This is a genomic window from Psychroserpens sp. Hel_I_66, from assembly GCF_000799465.1.
GTDB lineage: Bacteria > Bacteroidota > Bacteroidia > Flavobacteriales > Flavobacteriaceae > Psychroserpens.
In genome coordinates this window covers 455961-469200 of sequence record NZ_JUGU01000001.1, presented here as the reverse complement: position 1 = coordinate 469200, position 13240 = coordinate 455961, and the positions used below count along the sequence as shown (strand labels likewise).

Genomic DNA, 13240 nt, shown 5'->3' with positions numbered 1-13240 from the left:
AACGAGGTTAATAGCTATCCCTATACATGAGTCTATTTCGTAAAATCTTCGGTTTAAAGACCACAAACGAAGACAACATAAGAAGCGAAGAGAGAGGCAAATACATGCCTGAAATAAAGCTACCTGTTGATGAACAATTCACGATAAATTTTAAGGCAAATGGTGGTAAATTCCTTTATTGTGAAAACATGCAGGAAGTACAAGACAGCTTAAATTCTATTTTAAGAGAAAATAATTGGAATGATGACAAAGTCCTTCTATTCGATGATCGACTAAACGATTTGTTCAAGGATTTTCATTTTGATAAAACAAAGCGTATTTCAGAAAGTAGTTTTTTCTTCTCTACTTGCGAGTATTTAATTTCAGACGATGGATCACTTCTTATTTCCTCCAACCAAATTGCAGAAAAAAAATTGAAGGAGCTACCAGATAATTTTGTTATCTATGCAACTACGAGTCAATTTGTTCAAAATATAGGTGAAGGTTTGAGAGGGATTAAAGGTAAAAATCGTGACAAAATACCAACTAATATTACTACAATCAAACATTTTAAAACTATAGAAGACAAAGACTTCCTAACTTATGGGAGCAGTTCAAAAAACTTATATTTATTGCTCTTAGAAGATTTATAGATGAAAGAAACCAGTACACGAGCAATTTCAGGATTATTATACATCTCTCTTCTCATTGTGTCCCTTTTTTGGCAAGATGCGGTTGTTGTTCTTTTTTTTATTTTTGGTCTTATTTGTATGGCAGAATTTAAAAAACTTATTCAATTAAAGAGCTTTTGGCCATATGTTATATTTACTGTTCTTTATTTCGGTTTTGCCTATTGGAAGTTATTTGCAGAAGAATCTAAGGGGTTCAATGAAGCCTCACAGATTTTATTGGTGATCACCGTTTTTGTTCAGTTGATTCTCATTAAAGATTTATTTTCAGAAAAAACCATTCCGTTATTCAGTTCAAAACGATTTATAATTACGACATTTTATTTATCAAGTGGATTTATTTTTTTAGTTTGCATTGCAAATTTCAATGAAACCTTTACACCTCTACTCCTGCTTGGTTCGTTTATATTGGTTTGGGTTAATGACACGTTTGCATATTTAGTTGGGAAAAACTTTGGTAAGCAAAAATTGTTTCCAAGTATTTCCCCAAAAAAAACCGTAGAGGGCTTTCTTGGCGGATTATTTTTTGCCTGTATAGTTAGTTATTTTATTTGGTATTTTACGAACACGCTTACGTTTACAAGTTGGTTGGTTTTAGGTATAGTCGTAAGTGTTTTTGGTACTATTGGAGATCTAATTGAATCCAAATTTAAAAGACAGGCTAAGGTAAAAGATAGTGGAGTTATCATGCCAGGACATGGAGGCTTACTAGATCGCTTAGATAGTGTTATCTTTGCTGCACCATTTATATTTTTATTTTTAAGAATTATCACCTATGTTTCATAAAGAAGGCTATAAAATCATATTACTTACACTAGTCATCGTGATTGGTTCAATACTTATAATCGATAGATTTGTTGATCTTTCATGGTTACGATTATTGTTAATGTTGGCAATGCTCATATTATTAGTATTGATTTTGCAGTTCTTTAGAAATCCAAAAAGATTAACTACGCTTGAAAATCACACAGCAGTTTCTCCTGTAGATGGAAAAGTTGTCGTTATAGAAGAAGTTTTTGAGAAAGAGATCTTTAATGATAAACGCATACAGGTTTCTGTATTTATGTCACCTTTAAATGTGCATGTAACGCGTTATCCTATAAGCGGAAATGTGACGTACACAAAATATCATCCAGGAAAGTACTTGGTTGCTTGGCACCCAAAAGCGAGCGAAGAAAATGAACGTACAACTGTAGTTGTTGAAAATAATAACTTCGGAAAAGTGCTGTACAGACAAATCGCTGGCGCATTAGCAAAACGTATAGTAAACTATGCGAAAATTAATGAGGAAGCTATCCAAGGATCAGATTCTGGTTTTATAAAGTTCGGATCTCGTGTAGACTTGTTCTTACCATTAGATGCCGATATTAAAGTAGAACTAAACCAAAAAGTTAGAGGAGGTGAAACTATCATTGCCGAAAAACTATGACTTCCGAAGAGTTAGAAATAGAGTTCAATGAAGCGGTAGAGCGTATCAATGCGCACAATGAACCCTTTCCAGCAGATATGCTCTTACGTTTGTACGCTTATTATAAAAAAGCAAGTAATAACTATGATCGCCCAAGTAGTGGCAAACCCATTATTAATGCATTCAAAACAAATGCGTTGTTTCAAATTCAAGATGTAAGCCAGGACGAAGCAAAGCAAATTTATATTGATCTGGTCAATAATTATTTTCTATACCGAAAATAGAACATCCCAAACTCCAAATCATGAAAAGAACTGCAATTTTAATATGCGCTTTATTATTAATTCAAACTATTAAGTCCCAAACCTTTAATCAATTTTATGCAGATGTTGTTGCAACTACTTCAGAGGCTAATGTTCTAAACGATTTGATTGAATTTGAAAACTTCGGAATAAAAACTGTAGGTTCTACAGCATTACAAAATACGGAAGGTTGGATCACAAATCGCTATGAAGATCTTGGTTATACAGATGTAGTTTTACAGCCCTTTACCTATTCCGCAGGAACAAGTAATAATATTATTGTTACCAAAACTGGCACAATTTATCCAAACACGTTTTTAATCATCGATGCGCATTATGACACTATAAACGGTCCAGGAACGAATGACAATGGCACAGGAACTGTTTTACTCTTAGAACTCGCCAGACTTTTAAAAAATGTAGAAACCGAATATTCTATTAAATTTATTCACTTTTCTGGAGAAGAAGATGGTTTGATTGGGAGTAATTACTATGTAAATAACACAGTTATCCCACAAAATCTGGATATAAAACTTGTTTTCAATATTGATGAAGTTGGTGGTGTAAACGGTATCACTAATGATACTGTCGTTTGTGAACGTGATTTAACAAATCCTTCTTCAAACAATGCTGCATCCAACGAAGCGACAAATAGTTTGGCTATTTTGATAGAGTTATATTCAAATTTAAATACTGAAATATCAAATGCATTTGCATCAGATTATGTGCCTTTTGAAAATAACGGAGAAATCATCACTGGTTTATATGAAAGTAATGTGTCGCCAGTAAATCATACCGCAAATGACAATCTTGCAAATATGGATGTTACCTATGCTTATGAAGTTATTAAGGGTTCACTTGGAGCTGCAATGGAATTTGCTGTTGCTTATGAAACACTGAGTACTGAAGAGCAAACTTATTTTGATGATTTAATTACGATATCACCAAATCCTAGTCATAATTTTATTAATATCAATTTTAATCAACCACTGGAGGATCCTGTCAACTTTAAACTTATAGATTTACTTGGTCAAAATGTTTACGAAGACGCTTTAACACAGACATCTCAAACTATTAATGTGGACAATATTTCATCCTCTAAATATTTTGCAGTTTTTACAATAGCCAGTAAACGTATTGTAAAAACGGTTATCATAGATTAAAATTCGATTTCCCTATACTGTGTATTTTAGAAAAGTTTAAGTTTTGGGTTTCTAAATAAAAAAACTAAATTCGTTAAGCTATGAATGTTTAAAATTGAGGAAATTTCTATTTTATTATATAGCTTTTTAAAATAAGCAACTACAACAATCAAAACCATATAAGATGAAATCCATTTTTCAAATCTTGTCTATTTTAATTTTCGTTATTTTATTAAATTCTTGCGAAAACCGAAATCCGAATCTCAATGACTCTGGGCGCGATGAATTAAAATCACTTGAACTGGATCATAAATTTGATAAGAATTTAATGTCTTATAATGACACCATTTACATTCCTATTTATTCAAACATTTATGTAGATAAGCAAAACCAAAAACGGTTGTTAGCTGCAACGTTAAGTATTAGAAATACAAGTTATGCAGATTCTTTATTCATCACTAAAATTGACTATTTCAATACAGAAGGTACTTTGGTAAAAAACTTTATTAAAAATCCAATTAGTCTGCCTCCAATGGCAACTATAAATTATGTCATTGAAAAAGAAGATGATACAGGTGGTGCAGGTGCAAATTTTATTGTAATGCTGAGCGGTAAAAATGAGTATGCAAAACCTATAATTCAAGCCATTATGATTGGAGAAAATGGTGAAAACAAAGGGTTTGCATTTTCAACAGATGGTTATTCAATAAAAAGTTCAAAACCTACAAATCACAAAGAAGAGCCATTAATAGAAAAATCTAAAGACTAATCTCTTACTAAAGGCAACGTACTGCAGCGCAATAAGCCCTCTTGTTTAGCAATCTCAGCGTAAGGCACTTCCTCTACCGTAAAGCCTTGTTCTCTAAGCCAAGTGTTTAAACGTGTAAAATTTTCTTCGGAAATGATAACGTTCTCAGATATAGAGAATACGTTGCTGTTCATATTGTACATTTCATCTTTTGAGATGATAAAGCAGTTTTCTTTTCCGAAGAAATTGAGCAACCATTCATACTCATCTTCCTCTAAAAATCCTTCTTTGTGCAAAATAGCTTTATTTGCACCAATGGGCTGAAAACAGCAATCAAGATGCAACGCATTATCTTTAGGATTGACCTGTGATTTACGCAAATTAAAGCTCTTCACTGTTTTATGCGGAAATTGTTCTACGATATAATTTACGCCTTGCATATTTGTTCGAGCAACTATATAATCTGCATAATCATCTTCTCGATAGGTACCAATAAAAATATGATCGTTCCAAACTAACACGTCGCCTCCCTCAATATGGACTTCTTCTGGCGGACGGATTACTTTCTCTGGATTCATTTGGTCAATCACGTATTGTATAGCATCTAATTCTTCTTCACGATCTGGAAGAATGTTCGCTTTCACAAAAACATCATCTATGACAAAACCGATATCTCTACTAAAAATCTGGTTACAGTTCTCTATAATCTCTGGCCTATATACTTTAACATCGTATTTTTTAAAAACATCTGCTACCGCTTCCATTTCTCTAACCATATCCTTTTCTACGGGATATGTTCCCGCTTTGATATGTTCTAAAGATTTAGGATCGTAAGCGTCCTCCATTTTAGGTGTAGGACCATTACTCTTAGCTGTACCGAGAATAACTTCTCGCAAACGAGAGGTCTCGTTTTTTACGTGTAGTTTTATCATAGTCACAAATATAAAAAAAGCTCCATAATTAAATATGAAGCTTTTAATATTGTATTCAACAATTTTATCTTTTGCTCATTTCTTTAAAAGGTCTATGAGTCTCGCCTATGTAAATTTGTCTAGGTCTACCAATTGGTTCTTTACGTAAACGCATTTCTCTCCATTGTGAAATCCAACCTGGTAAACGCCCTAAAGCAAACATTACCGTGAACATTTCGGTTGGTATATCCATACCTCTATAGATTATTCCTGAATAGAAATCTACGTTTGGATATAATTTTCTATCAACAAAATATTGATCTTCCAATGCTTCTTTTTCTAAACCTTTTGCGATATCTAAAATTGGATCTTCAACTCCTAAATCGCCTAAAACTTCATCTGCAGCTTTTTTAATAATTTTTGCTCGAGGATCAAAGTTTTTATAGACACGGTGTCCAAAGCCCATCAAACGGAAAGGATCATCCTTATCCTTAGCTTTAGCCATATATTTTTTGGTATCTCCACCATCTTCTTTAATACCTTCTAGCATTTCAAGAACTGCTTGATTTGCTCCACCATGAAGTGGTCCCCAAAGTGCAGAGATTCCTGCAGATAATGATGCAAATAATCCAGCGTGAGACGAACCTACTATTCTAACCGTAGATGTAGAACAGTTTTGTTCATGATCTGCATGTAAGATTAATAGTTTATCTAATGCATTAACTAAAATTGGGTTTTGTTTGTAATCTTCGTTTGGCTGCTTAAACATCATTTGCAATAAATTCTCTACATAGCCTAGAGAAGAATTTCCATAATCAAATGGTAATCCTTTTTTCTTACGCATTGTCCAAGCCACTAAGATTGGAAATTTTCCAAGAATCTTAACGATAGCTTTGTACATGTCTTCTTCAGAATCTACATTGACAGAAGAAGGATTAAAAGCAGTTAAAGCACTAGTCAATGAAGCCAGAACTCCCATTGGATGTGCCGATTTTGGAAAAGCATCTAATATTTTCTTAATGTCATCATCAACTACAGAGTTCTTTTTGATATCTGCATGAAATTTATCGTGCTGCTCCTTATTTGGTAATTCTCCAAAAATCAAAAGGTAAGCGACTTCAAGAAAATCTGCTTTTTCAGCTAGCTCCTCGATAGAATAACCTCTATATCTTAAAATTCCTTTTTCACCATCAAGAAAAGTAATAGCACTTTCACAAGATCCCGTGTTTTTATAACCTGGATCTATAGTTACAACACCATCAGTAACACTTCTCAATGTTTTGATGTCTATTGCAACTTCATTTTCAGTTCCTGTAACTAAAGGAAACTCGTGTTTTTTACCATGTATTTCTAATGTAGCTTTATCTGACATTTATTCTAAGATTTTATTAAAGTTTAATTTTTTCTGCGGAATGTAAATTTACAAAATATCTAAGGATATACGAAGTAGATTTATAATGCTTTTAACAATTTAGGTATTCAAAAAATTGATATTTATATTCTCCGGAAAATTGAAATTTATACATCATATCACAATCATCACATTTTATTATAGTTTTAATGCTATAATAGTATTTTTGTGCTTCTAAAAATTTTACCATGTACAGGCTGCTATTGCTAATCATATTTATAAACCTTACTTGTCACTCCCAAGTTGTTAACGTAGAAACATTGCGAAAAACATCAGATTCTGCAAAATGGACTGGATCTGTAAGTCTCGATGTTTCACTAATAAAAAACAAGAATGATATTTTCAGGATTGCAAATAAAGCACATGTACAATATAACGATAAGACCAATCTCTGGCTTTTTGTCAATGATTTAAACTTTCAGAAGATTGAAAATAACGATTTGGTAAATCGTGGTACACAACATTTGCGTTACAATAGAAAATTGACAGATCTCGTAAAATGGGAGGCGTTCGCACAAGCGCAATATGATGCTGTTTCACAAATTGATTTTAGAGGTTTGCTGGGTACTGGCCCTCGTTTTAAACTGTTTAAAAATGACAACTATCGTTTCTATTTGGGTACTTTAATTATGTATGAATACGAAAAAGCGTCAAATGTTATTAGCGATAGAACACAAAACGATGTACGAGGAAGTGCCTATTTATCATTTAGTTTATATCCTACGGAAACGATAAGTATCATTAGCACCAGCTATTACCAGCCCAAATTGGACGTATTTAATGATTATCGTCTCTCCAGCAATACCTCTCTATTATTTGAGGTTTTCAAGAATCTTGCATTTAAGACGACCTTTAATTATTTCTACGATGCAGTTCCTGTGAGTTCTGAAATTCCGAAGACACAATTTGAATTGACCAATGGCTTGATTTATAGTTTTTGATTAGACAAAAAAAACCTACACGAATTAACGTATAGGTTTTTAATTTTTTTTTCTTCGGAAAAACTTACTTTATTTTAAAAGCATTCATTCCAGGAAAATAAGCTACTGTATCTAATTCTTCTTCGATACGTAATAACTGATTGTATTTTGCCATACGATCACTACGAGACGCAGAACCAGTTTTAATTTGACCAGTATTTAAAGCCACAGCTAAATCTGCAATGGTATTATCCTCTGTCTCACCAGAACGATGTGACATTACAGATGTATAACCTGCATTATGCGCCATATTTACTGCGGAAATCGTCTCTGTTAAAGTACCAATCTGGTTCACCTTAATTAGAATTGAGTTTGCTATTCCGTTTTTAATTCCGCGAGATAAGCGCTCTACATTGGTTACGAATAAATCGTCTCCAACAAGTTGCACTTTATCACCAATCTTTTTGGTTAAATACTCCCAACCTTCCCAGTCATTTTCATCCATACCATCTTCAATAGAAATAATTGGATATTTCTCTGAAAGTTCAGCAAGATAATCTGCCTGTTCTTTACTTGTTCTTACTTTACCGTTACTACCTTCAAACTTTGTGTAATCGTATGCTCCATCTACGTAAAACTCTGCTGCAGCACAATCTAAAGCGATCATGACATCATCACCTAATTTATAACCTGCATTATCTACAGCTTTTTTGATCGTATCCAAAGCATCTTCTGTTCCGCCTTCTAGGTTTGGAGCAAAACCACCTTCATCACCAACAGCAGTGCTTAAACCTCTATCGTGTAACACTTTTTTAAGATTATGGAAGATCTCTGTTCCCATTTGCATCGCATGCGTAAAGTTTTTTGCTTTTACTGGCATGACCATAAATTCTTGAAACGCAATTGGCGCATCACTATGGGAACCACCATTAATGATATTCATCATTGGCACTGGTAATGTGTTTGCGCTAACTCCTCCAACATACCTATACAATGGCATACCCAACTCTGCAGCAGCTGCTTTAGCTGTCGCTAGTGAAACACCTAAAATAGCATTGGCTCCTAATTTTGATTTGTTTTTTGTGCCATCAAGGTCAATCATTAATTGATCTATTCTATTTTGATCAAACACAGACTCACCAAGCAATTCTTGAGCTATAATTGAATTCACATTATCCACAGCTTTAGTTACGCCTTTTCCCATATAGGCATTTCCACCATCTCTTAATTCTACAGCTTCATGTTCTCCTGTTGAAGCTCCAGAAGGCACTGCTGCTCTTCCCATAACTCCATTTTCTGTAACGACATCTACTTCTACTGTAGGATTTCCTCTTGAATCTAAAATTTGTCTTGCATGAATATTAATTATAATGCTCATTATATTGAATTTAAATTAGTTTTATGTTAAGTTCAAATTTACAAAATAGTTAGTCTATTTATAATCTAAGCGAAGTAGAATTACATTTTATCTTAACTATAATGTTTTCGTAAAAGAGAAAAAGCAACGAATTTTAGATTTCGTTGCTTTTTCATCATTATTTTTTTTGCATATTCTGGATAAACTGATCAAATAAATAGTTTGAATCGTTTGGTCCTGGACCTGCTTCTGGGTGATATTGAACCGAAAAACAATTTTTATTTGTCATTTTTATTCCTGCTACAGTTTGGTCATTAAGGTGGATGTGGGTAATTGCAATATCCGGATGGTTTTCGGTTTCTTCTCTATTAATGGCAAATCCATGGTTTTGTGATGTGATTTCCCCTTTTGTGGTTACCAAATTTTTAACTGGATGGTTTATCCCTCTATGACCGTGGTGCATTTTGTATGTTGAAATACCGTTTGCCAGGGCAATAACTTGATGCCCCAAACAAATACCAAACAATGGTAAATCTCTCTTTATGATTTCCTTTGCGATAGACTGAGCTTCAACCAATGGTTCTGGATCGCCAGGACCGTTAGATAAAAAATAACCATTTGGTTTGAAAGATTCTAAATCTTCAAATGTTGAGTTGTAAGGAAATACTTTAATATAAGCATCACGTTTTGCAAGATTGCGAAGTATATTCTTTTTGATACCAATATCCAATGCAGCGATTTTATAGGTTGCGTTCTCATTTCCGAAGTAATAAGGTTCTTTTGTGGACACCTGAGAGGCTAACTCCAAACCTTCCATACTTGGCACTTCGGACAATTGTTTTTTCAAACCCTCTATGTTATCGACATCTGTAGAAATTACTGCATTCATTGCTCCGTAATCTCTTATGTGACTAACTAAAGCTCTTGTATCTACATTTGATATTGCCAATAGATTGTTATCTTTCAAGAACTCCTCTAGCGATTTATCTCCCGCTGGTCGAGAATAATTGAAACTAAAATTTCTACAAATTAGACCAGCAATTTTAATGTTGTCAGATTCTACTTCTTCTGCCAATGTACCATAATTACCAATGTGTGCATTGGTGGTTACCATTAATTGACCATAATAAGATGGATCTGTGAAAATTTCCTGGTATCCTGTTGTACCTGTATTAAAACAAACTTCACCAAAGGCAGTTCCTTCCTTGCCAATTGATTTACCGTGAAAAATTGTTCCGTCTGCGAGTAAGATTAGGGCTTTTTTACGTTTTTGGTATTTCATAGTTTTTGAATGAGATCCCTGTATTTACAGGAACAAGGTTTTACAAAATTGATAAAAAAAAAGGATAATCTAAAATAGATTATCCTTTATATATTAAATGCTTATTAACACTCGATAATCGAGGTTTACATAGCAAACAAACTAGTTTAATTTTACTATCTATATTGATATCAAATTTTGCTAGCTTATTTATTAGCATTTTTATTCTTCTTCGTTAGTTGCTTTAGTCTCTACTGGAGTAGCAGCTGGCTTAGAGCCTCCTCGACGACTTCTTCTAGTTGTCTTCTTCTCTACTTTACCTGCATTATAGATTTCATTATAATCTACTAACTCTATCATTGCCATATCAGCATTATCACCAAGTCTATTACCTAATTTAATGATTCTGGTATAACCACCTGGACGGTCACCTATTTTGGGAGCTACGTCTCTGAACAACTCAGCAACAACGTCTTTTTGTCTTAACTTAGCCATAACGATACGTCTATTGTGAGTTGTATCAGATTTTGACTTTGTAATCATTGGCTCAACAAATTGTTTTAAAGCTTTTGCTTTAGCCACTGTTGTGTTGATGCGTTTGTGCTCGATTAACGAACATGCCATGTTAGCTAACATTGCCTTTCTATGGGCAGTTTGTCTTCCTAAATGGTTAAATTTCTTTCCGTGTCTCATGACTTTTTATTTATCATCTTGCTTCCAAACTCAATGATTGAGGAGCAAAATATGATTATTGTAAATTAAAATTAATCTTTATCTAATTTGTATTTTGCTAAGTCCATTCCGAAGTTAAGACCTTTAACATTTACAAGCTCTTCAAGCTCTGTTAAAGATTTCTTACCAAAGTTACGGAACTTCATTAAATCATTTTTATTGAAAGATACTAAGTCTCCCAAGGTATCTACTTCTGCAGCTTTTAAACAATTTAGAGCACGTACAGAAAGATCCATATCAACTAATTTAGTTTTCAATAGTTGTCTCATGTGAAGTGATTCTTCATCATAAGTTTCGGTTTGTGCGATTTCATCAGCCTCTAAAGTGATACGCTCATCTGAGAATAACATGAAGTGGTGAATTAATATTTTAGCTGCTTCTGTTAAGGCATCTTTTGGTGCAATTGAACCATCTGTAATGATTTCAAAAACCAATTTCTCAAAATCGGTCTTTTGCTCAACACGCCAGTTTTCAATGCTATATTTTACGTTTTTTATTGGAGTATATATTGAATCTGTAAAGATTGTTCCTATTGGTGCTGAAGCTTTTTTATTTTCTTCCGCAGGAACATAACCTCTACCTTTTTCAATAGTAATTTCCATATTGATATTTACTTTAGGATCTAAGTTACAAATGACTAAATCTTTGTTTAATACTTGAAAACCTGAAATAAACTTTTGAAAATCACCTGCTTTAATTTGATTTTGACCAGAGATTGAAATTGAAACAGACTCGTTATCAACTTCATCAATTTGACGCTTGAAGTTTACTTGTTTAAGATTTAAGATTATTTCTGTAACATCTTCAACTACACCCGCTATTGTTGAGAATTCGTGATCTACTCCTTCTACTCTAATCGATGTGATTGCAAAACCTTCTAGTGAAGATAATAAAACTCTTCTTAAAGCATTACCTACTGTTAATCCATAACCTGGTTCTAAAGGTCTAAATTCGAATTTTCCTTCAAATTCAGTTGAATCAATCATGATTACCTTGTCAGGTTTCTGAAAATTTAAAATTGCCATATTTTTCTTCTTTTTAATTGTTATTTAGTTGCGCGATTTATAAGTATGAAGAAGACTAATAAATCCTTTGGCTAAATACCAATGTGATTATTTATTATTTAGAATATAATTCGACGATGTATTGCTCGTTGATATTTTCTGGAATTTGAATTCTTTCTGGAACAGAAACATAAGTTCCTTGTTTTGTATCATTGTTCCAAGTAATCCATTCATATACATTGCTAGAATTAGCTAATGAACTTTGAATAGCTTCTAGTGATTTAGATTTTTCTCTTACAGCTACAACATCACCAGCTTTTAATTGGTAAGATGGAATGTTGACTATTTCACCATTTACAGTAATATGTCTGTGAGATACTAATTGTCTCGCTCCACTTCTTGAAGGAGATAATCCCATTCTAAAGGCAACGTTATCTAAACGAGACTCACAAAGTTGAAGTAGAACTTCACCAGTAATGCCCTGAGCAGCAGTTGCTTTTTTAAACATGTTTCTGAATTGCTTTTCTAATATACCGTAAGTATACTTAGCTTTTTGCTTTTCCATTAATTGGATAGCATATTCAGATTTTTTTCCACGACGCTTGTTTGCACCATGTTGACCTGGAGGATAGTTTCTTTTCTCGAAAGCTTTATCATCTCCAAAAATAGCTTCACCGAATTTTCGGGCTATTTTAGTTTTAGGACCAGTATATCTTGCCATTTTTAAATTTGTTTTTAAGAGTGTTTGTGAATTAAGGTCTTAATCTTATCCTTCGACAAACGTTGATCTCTTGTTGATACTTGTTTGTTATTTTTCAGTTTGCAAATTTACATATAAAAAATGAATATCAACCATTAAAAAACGGTTGATATTCATTCTTAAAAAGATATAAATTATACTCTTCTTCTTTTTGGAGGTCTACATCCATTATGTGGTAATGGAGTAACATCGATAATCTCTGTTACTTCGATACCAGCGTTATGAATAGATCTAATAGCAGATTCTCTACCATTCCCTGGACCTTTAACGTAAACTTTTACTTTCTTTAAACCAGCTTCTTTTGCTACTCCTGCACAATCTTCAGCAGCTAATTGAGCAGCATATGGTGTGTTCTTTTTAGAACCTCTAAATCCCATTTTACCAGCAGATGACCATGAAATAACGTCACCTTTTTTGTTTGTTAAAGAAATAATGATGTTGTTAAAGGATGCAGCTACATGAGCTTCTCCAACAGCATCAACTATTACTTTACGTTTTTTTGTACTTGACTTTGCCATATTTAAAATTTATAGTTGTTAGTTGTTTTAGTTTTTAGAATCCTAAACATTTCTATTTCGAACAGATTCCTCTAACATTTTAACTAATGACTAATGTC

The 13240-nt window shown here is 33.2% G+C and carries 15 protein-coding genes; 7 read left to right on the top strand and 8 right to left on the bottom strand.

Translation table 11 applies throughout. From position 1 onward, the window contains the following. Window positions 1-26: 26 nt before the first annotated feature. The 6 genes from GQ40_RS02260 to GQ40_RS02235 all read left to right on the top strand — a co-directional run bounded on the left by GQ40_RS02260 (window position 27) and on the right by GQ40_RS02235 (window position 4289). Complete coding sequence (locus GQ40_RS02260; protein ID WP_047545374.1) at window positions 27-632, top strand: LUD domain-containing protein; 606 nt, start codon at window positions 27-29, stop codon at window positions 630-632. Next, window positions 633-1454, top strand: coding sequence for a phosphatidate cytidylyltransferase (locus GQ40_RS02255; RefSeq protein WP_047545371.1), 822 nt, complete (start codon window positions 633-635; stop codon window positions 1452-1454). It abuts the gene before it with no gap. After that, on the top strand, window positions 1444-2097 hold the full coding sequence (locus GQ40_RS02250; RefSeq protein WP_047545369.1) for a phosphatidylserine decarboxylase family protein: 654 nt from the start codon (window positions 1444-1446) through the stop codon (window positions 2095-2097). The genes GQ40_RS02255 and GQ40_RS02250 overlap by 11 nt, the downstream gene beginning before the upstream one ends. After that, complete coding sequence (locus GQ40_RS02245; RefSeq protein WP_047545368.1) at window positions 2094-2360, top strand: acyl-CoA-binding protein; 267 nt, start codon at window positions 2094-2096, stop codon at window positions 2358-2360. Before GQ40_RS02250 ends, GQ40_RS02245 begins: the two co-directional genes overlap by 4 nt. A gap of 20 nt (window positions 2361-2380) precedes the next feature. Continuing rightward, complete coding sequence (locus GQ40_RS02240; protein ID WP_047545366.1) at window positions 2381-3541, top strand: M28 family peptidase; 1161 nt, start codon at window positions 2381-2383, stop codon at window positions 3539-3541. A gap of 163 nt (window positions 3542-3704) precedes the next feature. After that, a complete protein-coding gene (locus GQ40_RS02235) occupies window positions 3705-4289 on the top strand; it encodes a DUF3124 domain-containing protein (protein ID WP_052184113.1) in 585 nt (194 codons plus the stop codon). Here GQ40_RS02235 and GQ40_RS02230 read toward each other — a convergent pair. Together GQ40_RS02230 and GQ40_RS02225 are read right to left on the bottom strand one after the other, a co-directional pair. Further along, a complete protein-coding gene (locus tag GQ40_RS02230) occupies window positions 4286-5200 on the bottom strand; it encodes a dimethylarginine dimethylaminohydrolase family protein (protein ID WP_047545363.1) in 915 nt (304 codons plus the stop codon). The two genes, GQ40_RS02235 and GQ40_RS02230, sit on opposite strands and share 4 nt — an antisense overlap. Before the next feature lie 64 nt (window positions 5201-5264). Next, window positions 5265-6551, bottom strand: a complete 1287-nt coding sequence (locus GQ40_RS02225) for a citrate synthase (RefSeq protein WP_047545362.1) — start codon at window positions 6549-6551, stop codon at window positions 5265-5267. A gap of 299 nt (window positions 6552-6850) precedes the next feature. Between GQ40_RS02225 and GQ40_RS02220 the strand changes: the two genes are divergently transcribed. Next, a complete protein-coding gene (locus GQ40_RS02220) occupies window positions 6851-7531 on the top strand; it encodes a DUF481 domain-containing protein (RefSeq protein ID WP_197052645.1) in 681 nt (226 codons plus the stop codon). A 64-nt stretch (window positions 7532-7595) separates the two neighbouring features. Here the strand turns inward: GQ40_RS02220 and eno are convergent, their stop codons facing one another. The 6 genes from eno to rpsK all read right to left on the bottom strand — a co-directional run bounded on the left by eno (window position 7596) and on the right by rpsK (window position 13142). Next, window positions 7596-8888, bottom strand: a complete 1293-nt coding sequence (gene eno / locus GQ40_RS02215) for a phosphopyruvate hydratase (protein WP_047545359.1) — start codon at window positions 8886-8888, stop codon at window positions 7596-7598. 157 nt (window positions 8889-9045) lie between these two features. Next, the gene (gene carA / locus GQ40_RS02210) at window positions 9046-10149 is read right to left on the bottom strand and encodes a glutamine-hydrolyzing carbamoyl-phosphate synthase small subunit (protein WP_047545357.1); all 1104 of its coding nucleotides are present in this window, start codon (window positions 10147-10149) and stop codon (window positions 9046-9048) included. A 201-nt stretch (window positions 10150-10350) separates the two neighbouring features. After that, the gene (gene rplQ / locus GQ40_RS02205; RefSeq protein ID WP_047545355.1) at window positions 10351-10821 is read right to left on the bottom strand and encodes a 50S ribosomal protein L17; all 471 of its coding nucleotides are present in this window, start codon (window positions 10819-10821) and stop codon (window positions 10351-10353) included. A 71-nt stretch (window positions 10822-10892) separates the two neighbouring features. After that, window positions 10893-11885: a DNA-directed RNA polymerase subunit alpha gene (locus tag GQ40_RS02200; protein WP_047545353.1), complete on the bottom strand. Its 993-nt coding sequence runs from the start codon at window positions 11883-11885 to the stop codon at window positions 10893-10895. A gap of 94 nt (window positions 11886-11979) precedes the next feature. After that, on the bottom strand, window positions 11980-12585 hold the full coding sequence (rpsD, locus tag GQ40_RS02195; RefSeq protein ID WP_047545351.1) for a 30S ribosomal protein S4: 606 nt from the start codon (window positions 12583-12585) through the stop codon (window positions 11980-11982). A 173-nt stretch (window positions 12586-12758) separates the two neighbouring features. Then, window positions 12759-13142: a 30S ribosomal protein S11 gene (rpsK, locus tag GQ40_RS02190; protein WP_047545349.1), complete on the bottom strand. Its 384-nt coding sequence runs from the start codon at window positions 13140-13142 to the stop codon at window positions 12759-12761. Window positions 13143-13240: the final 98 nt, after the last annotated feature.

What these genes read in the sequence shown, in the direction of transcription:
- carA (WP_047545357.1), bottom strand. Translation starts at nt 10,149, where the DNA reads ATGAAATACCAAAAACGTAAAAAAGCCCTAATCTTACTCGCAGACGGA.
- GQ40_RS02200 (WP_047545353.1), bottom strand. Translation starts at nt 11,885, where the DNA reads ATGGCAATTTTAAATTTTCAGAAACCTGACAAGGTAATCATGATTGAT.
- eno (WP_047545359.1), bottom strand. Translation starts at nt 8,888, where the DNA reads ATGAGCATTATAATTAATATTCATGCAAGACAAATTTTAGATTCAAGA.
- GQ40_RS02245 (WP_047545368.1), top strand. Translation starts at nt 2,094, where the DNA reads ATGACTTCCGAAGAGTTAGAAATAGAGTTCAATGAAGCGGTAGAGCGT.
- GQ40_RS02225 (WP_047545362.1), bottom strand. Translation starts at nt 6,551, where the DNA reads ATGTCAGATAAAGCTACATTAGAAATACATGGTAAAAAACACGAGTTT.
- GQ40_RS02230 (WP_047545363.1), bottom strand. Translation starts at nt 5,200, where the DNA reads ATGATAAAACTACACGTAAAAAACGAGACCTCTCGTTTGCGAGAAGTT.
- GQ40_RS02260 (WP_047545374.1), top strand. Translation starts at nt 27, where the DNA reads ATGAGTCTATTTCGTAAAATCTTCGGTTTAAAGACCACAAACGAAGAC.
- GQ40_RS02250 (WP_047545369.1), top strand. Translation starts at nt 1,444, where the DNA reads ATGTTTCATAAAGAAGGCTATAAAATCATATTACTTACACTAGTCATC.
- GQ40_RS02235 (WP_052184113.1), top strand. Translation starts at nt 3,705, where the DNA reads ATGAAATCCATTTTTCAAATCTTGTCTATTTTAATTTTCGTTATTTTA.
- GQ40_RS02255 (WP_047545371.1), top strand. Translation starts at nt 633, where the DNA reads ATGAAAGAAACCAGTACACGAGCAATTTCAGGATTATTATACATCTCT.
- rpsK (WP_047545349.1), bottom strand. Translation starts at nt 13,142, where the DNA reads ATGGCAAAGTCAAGTACAAAAAAACGTAAAGTAATAGTTGATGCTGTT.
- rplQ (WP_047545355.1), bottom strand. Translation starts at nt 10,821, where the DNA reads ATGAGACACGGAAAGAAATTTAACCATTTAGGAAGACAAACTGCCCAT.
- rpsD (WP_047545351.1), bottom strand. Translation starts at nt 12,585, where the DNA reads ATGGCAAGATATACTGGTCCTAAAACTAAAATAGCCCGAAAATTCGGT.
- GQ40_RS02240 (WP_047545366.1), top strand. Translation starts at nt 2,381, where the DNA reads ATGAAAAGAACTGCAATTTTAATATGCGCTTTATTATTAATTCAAACT.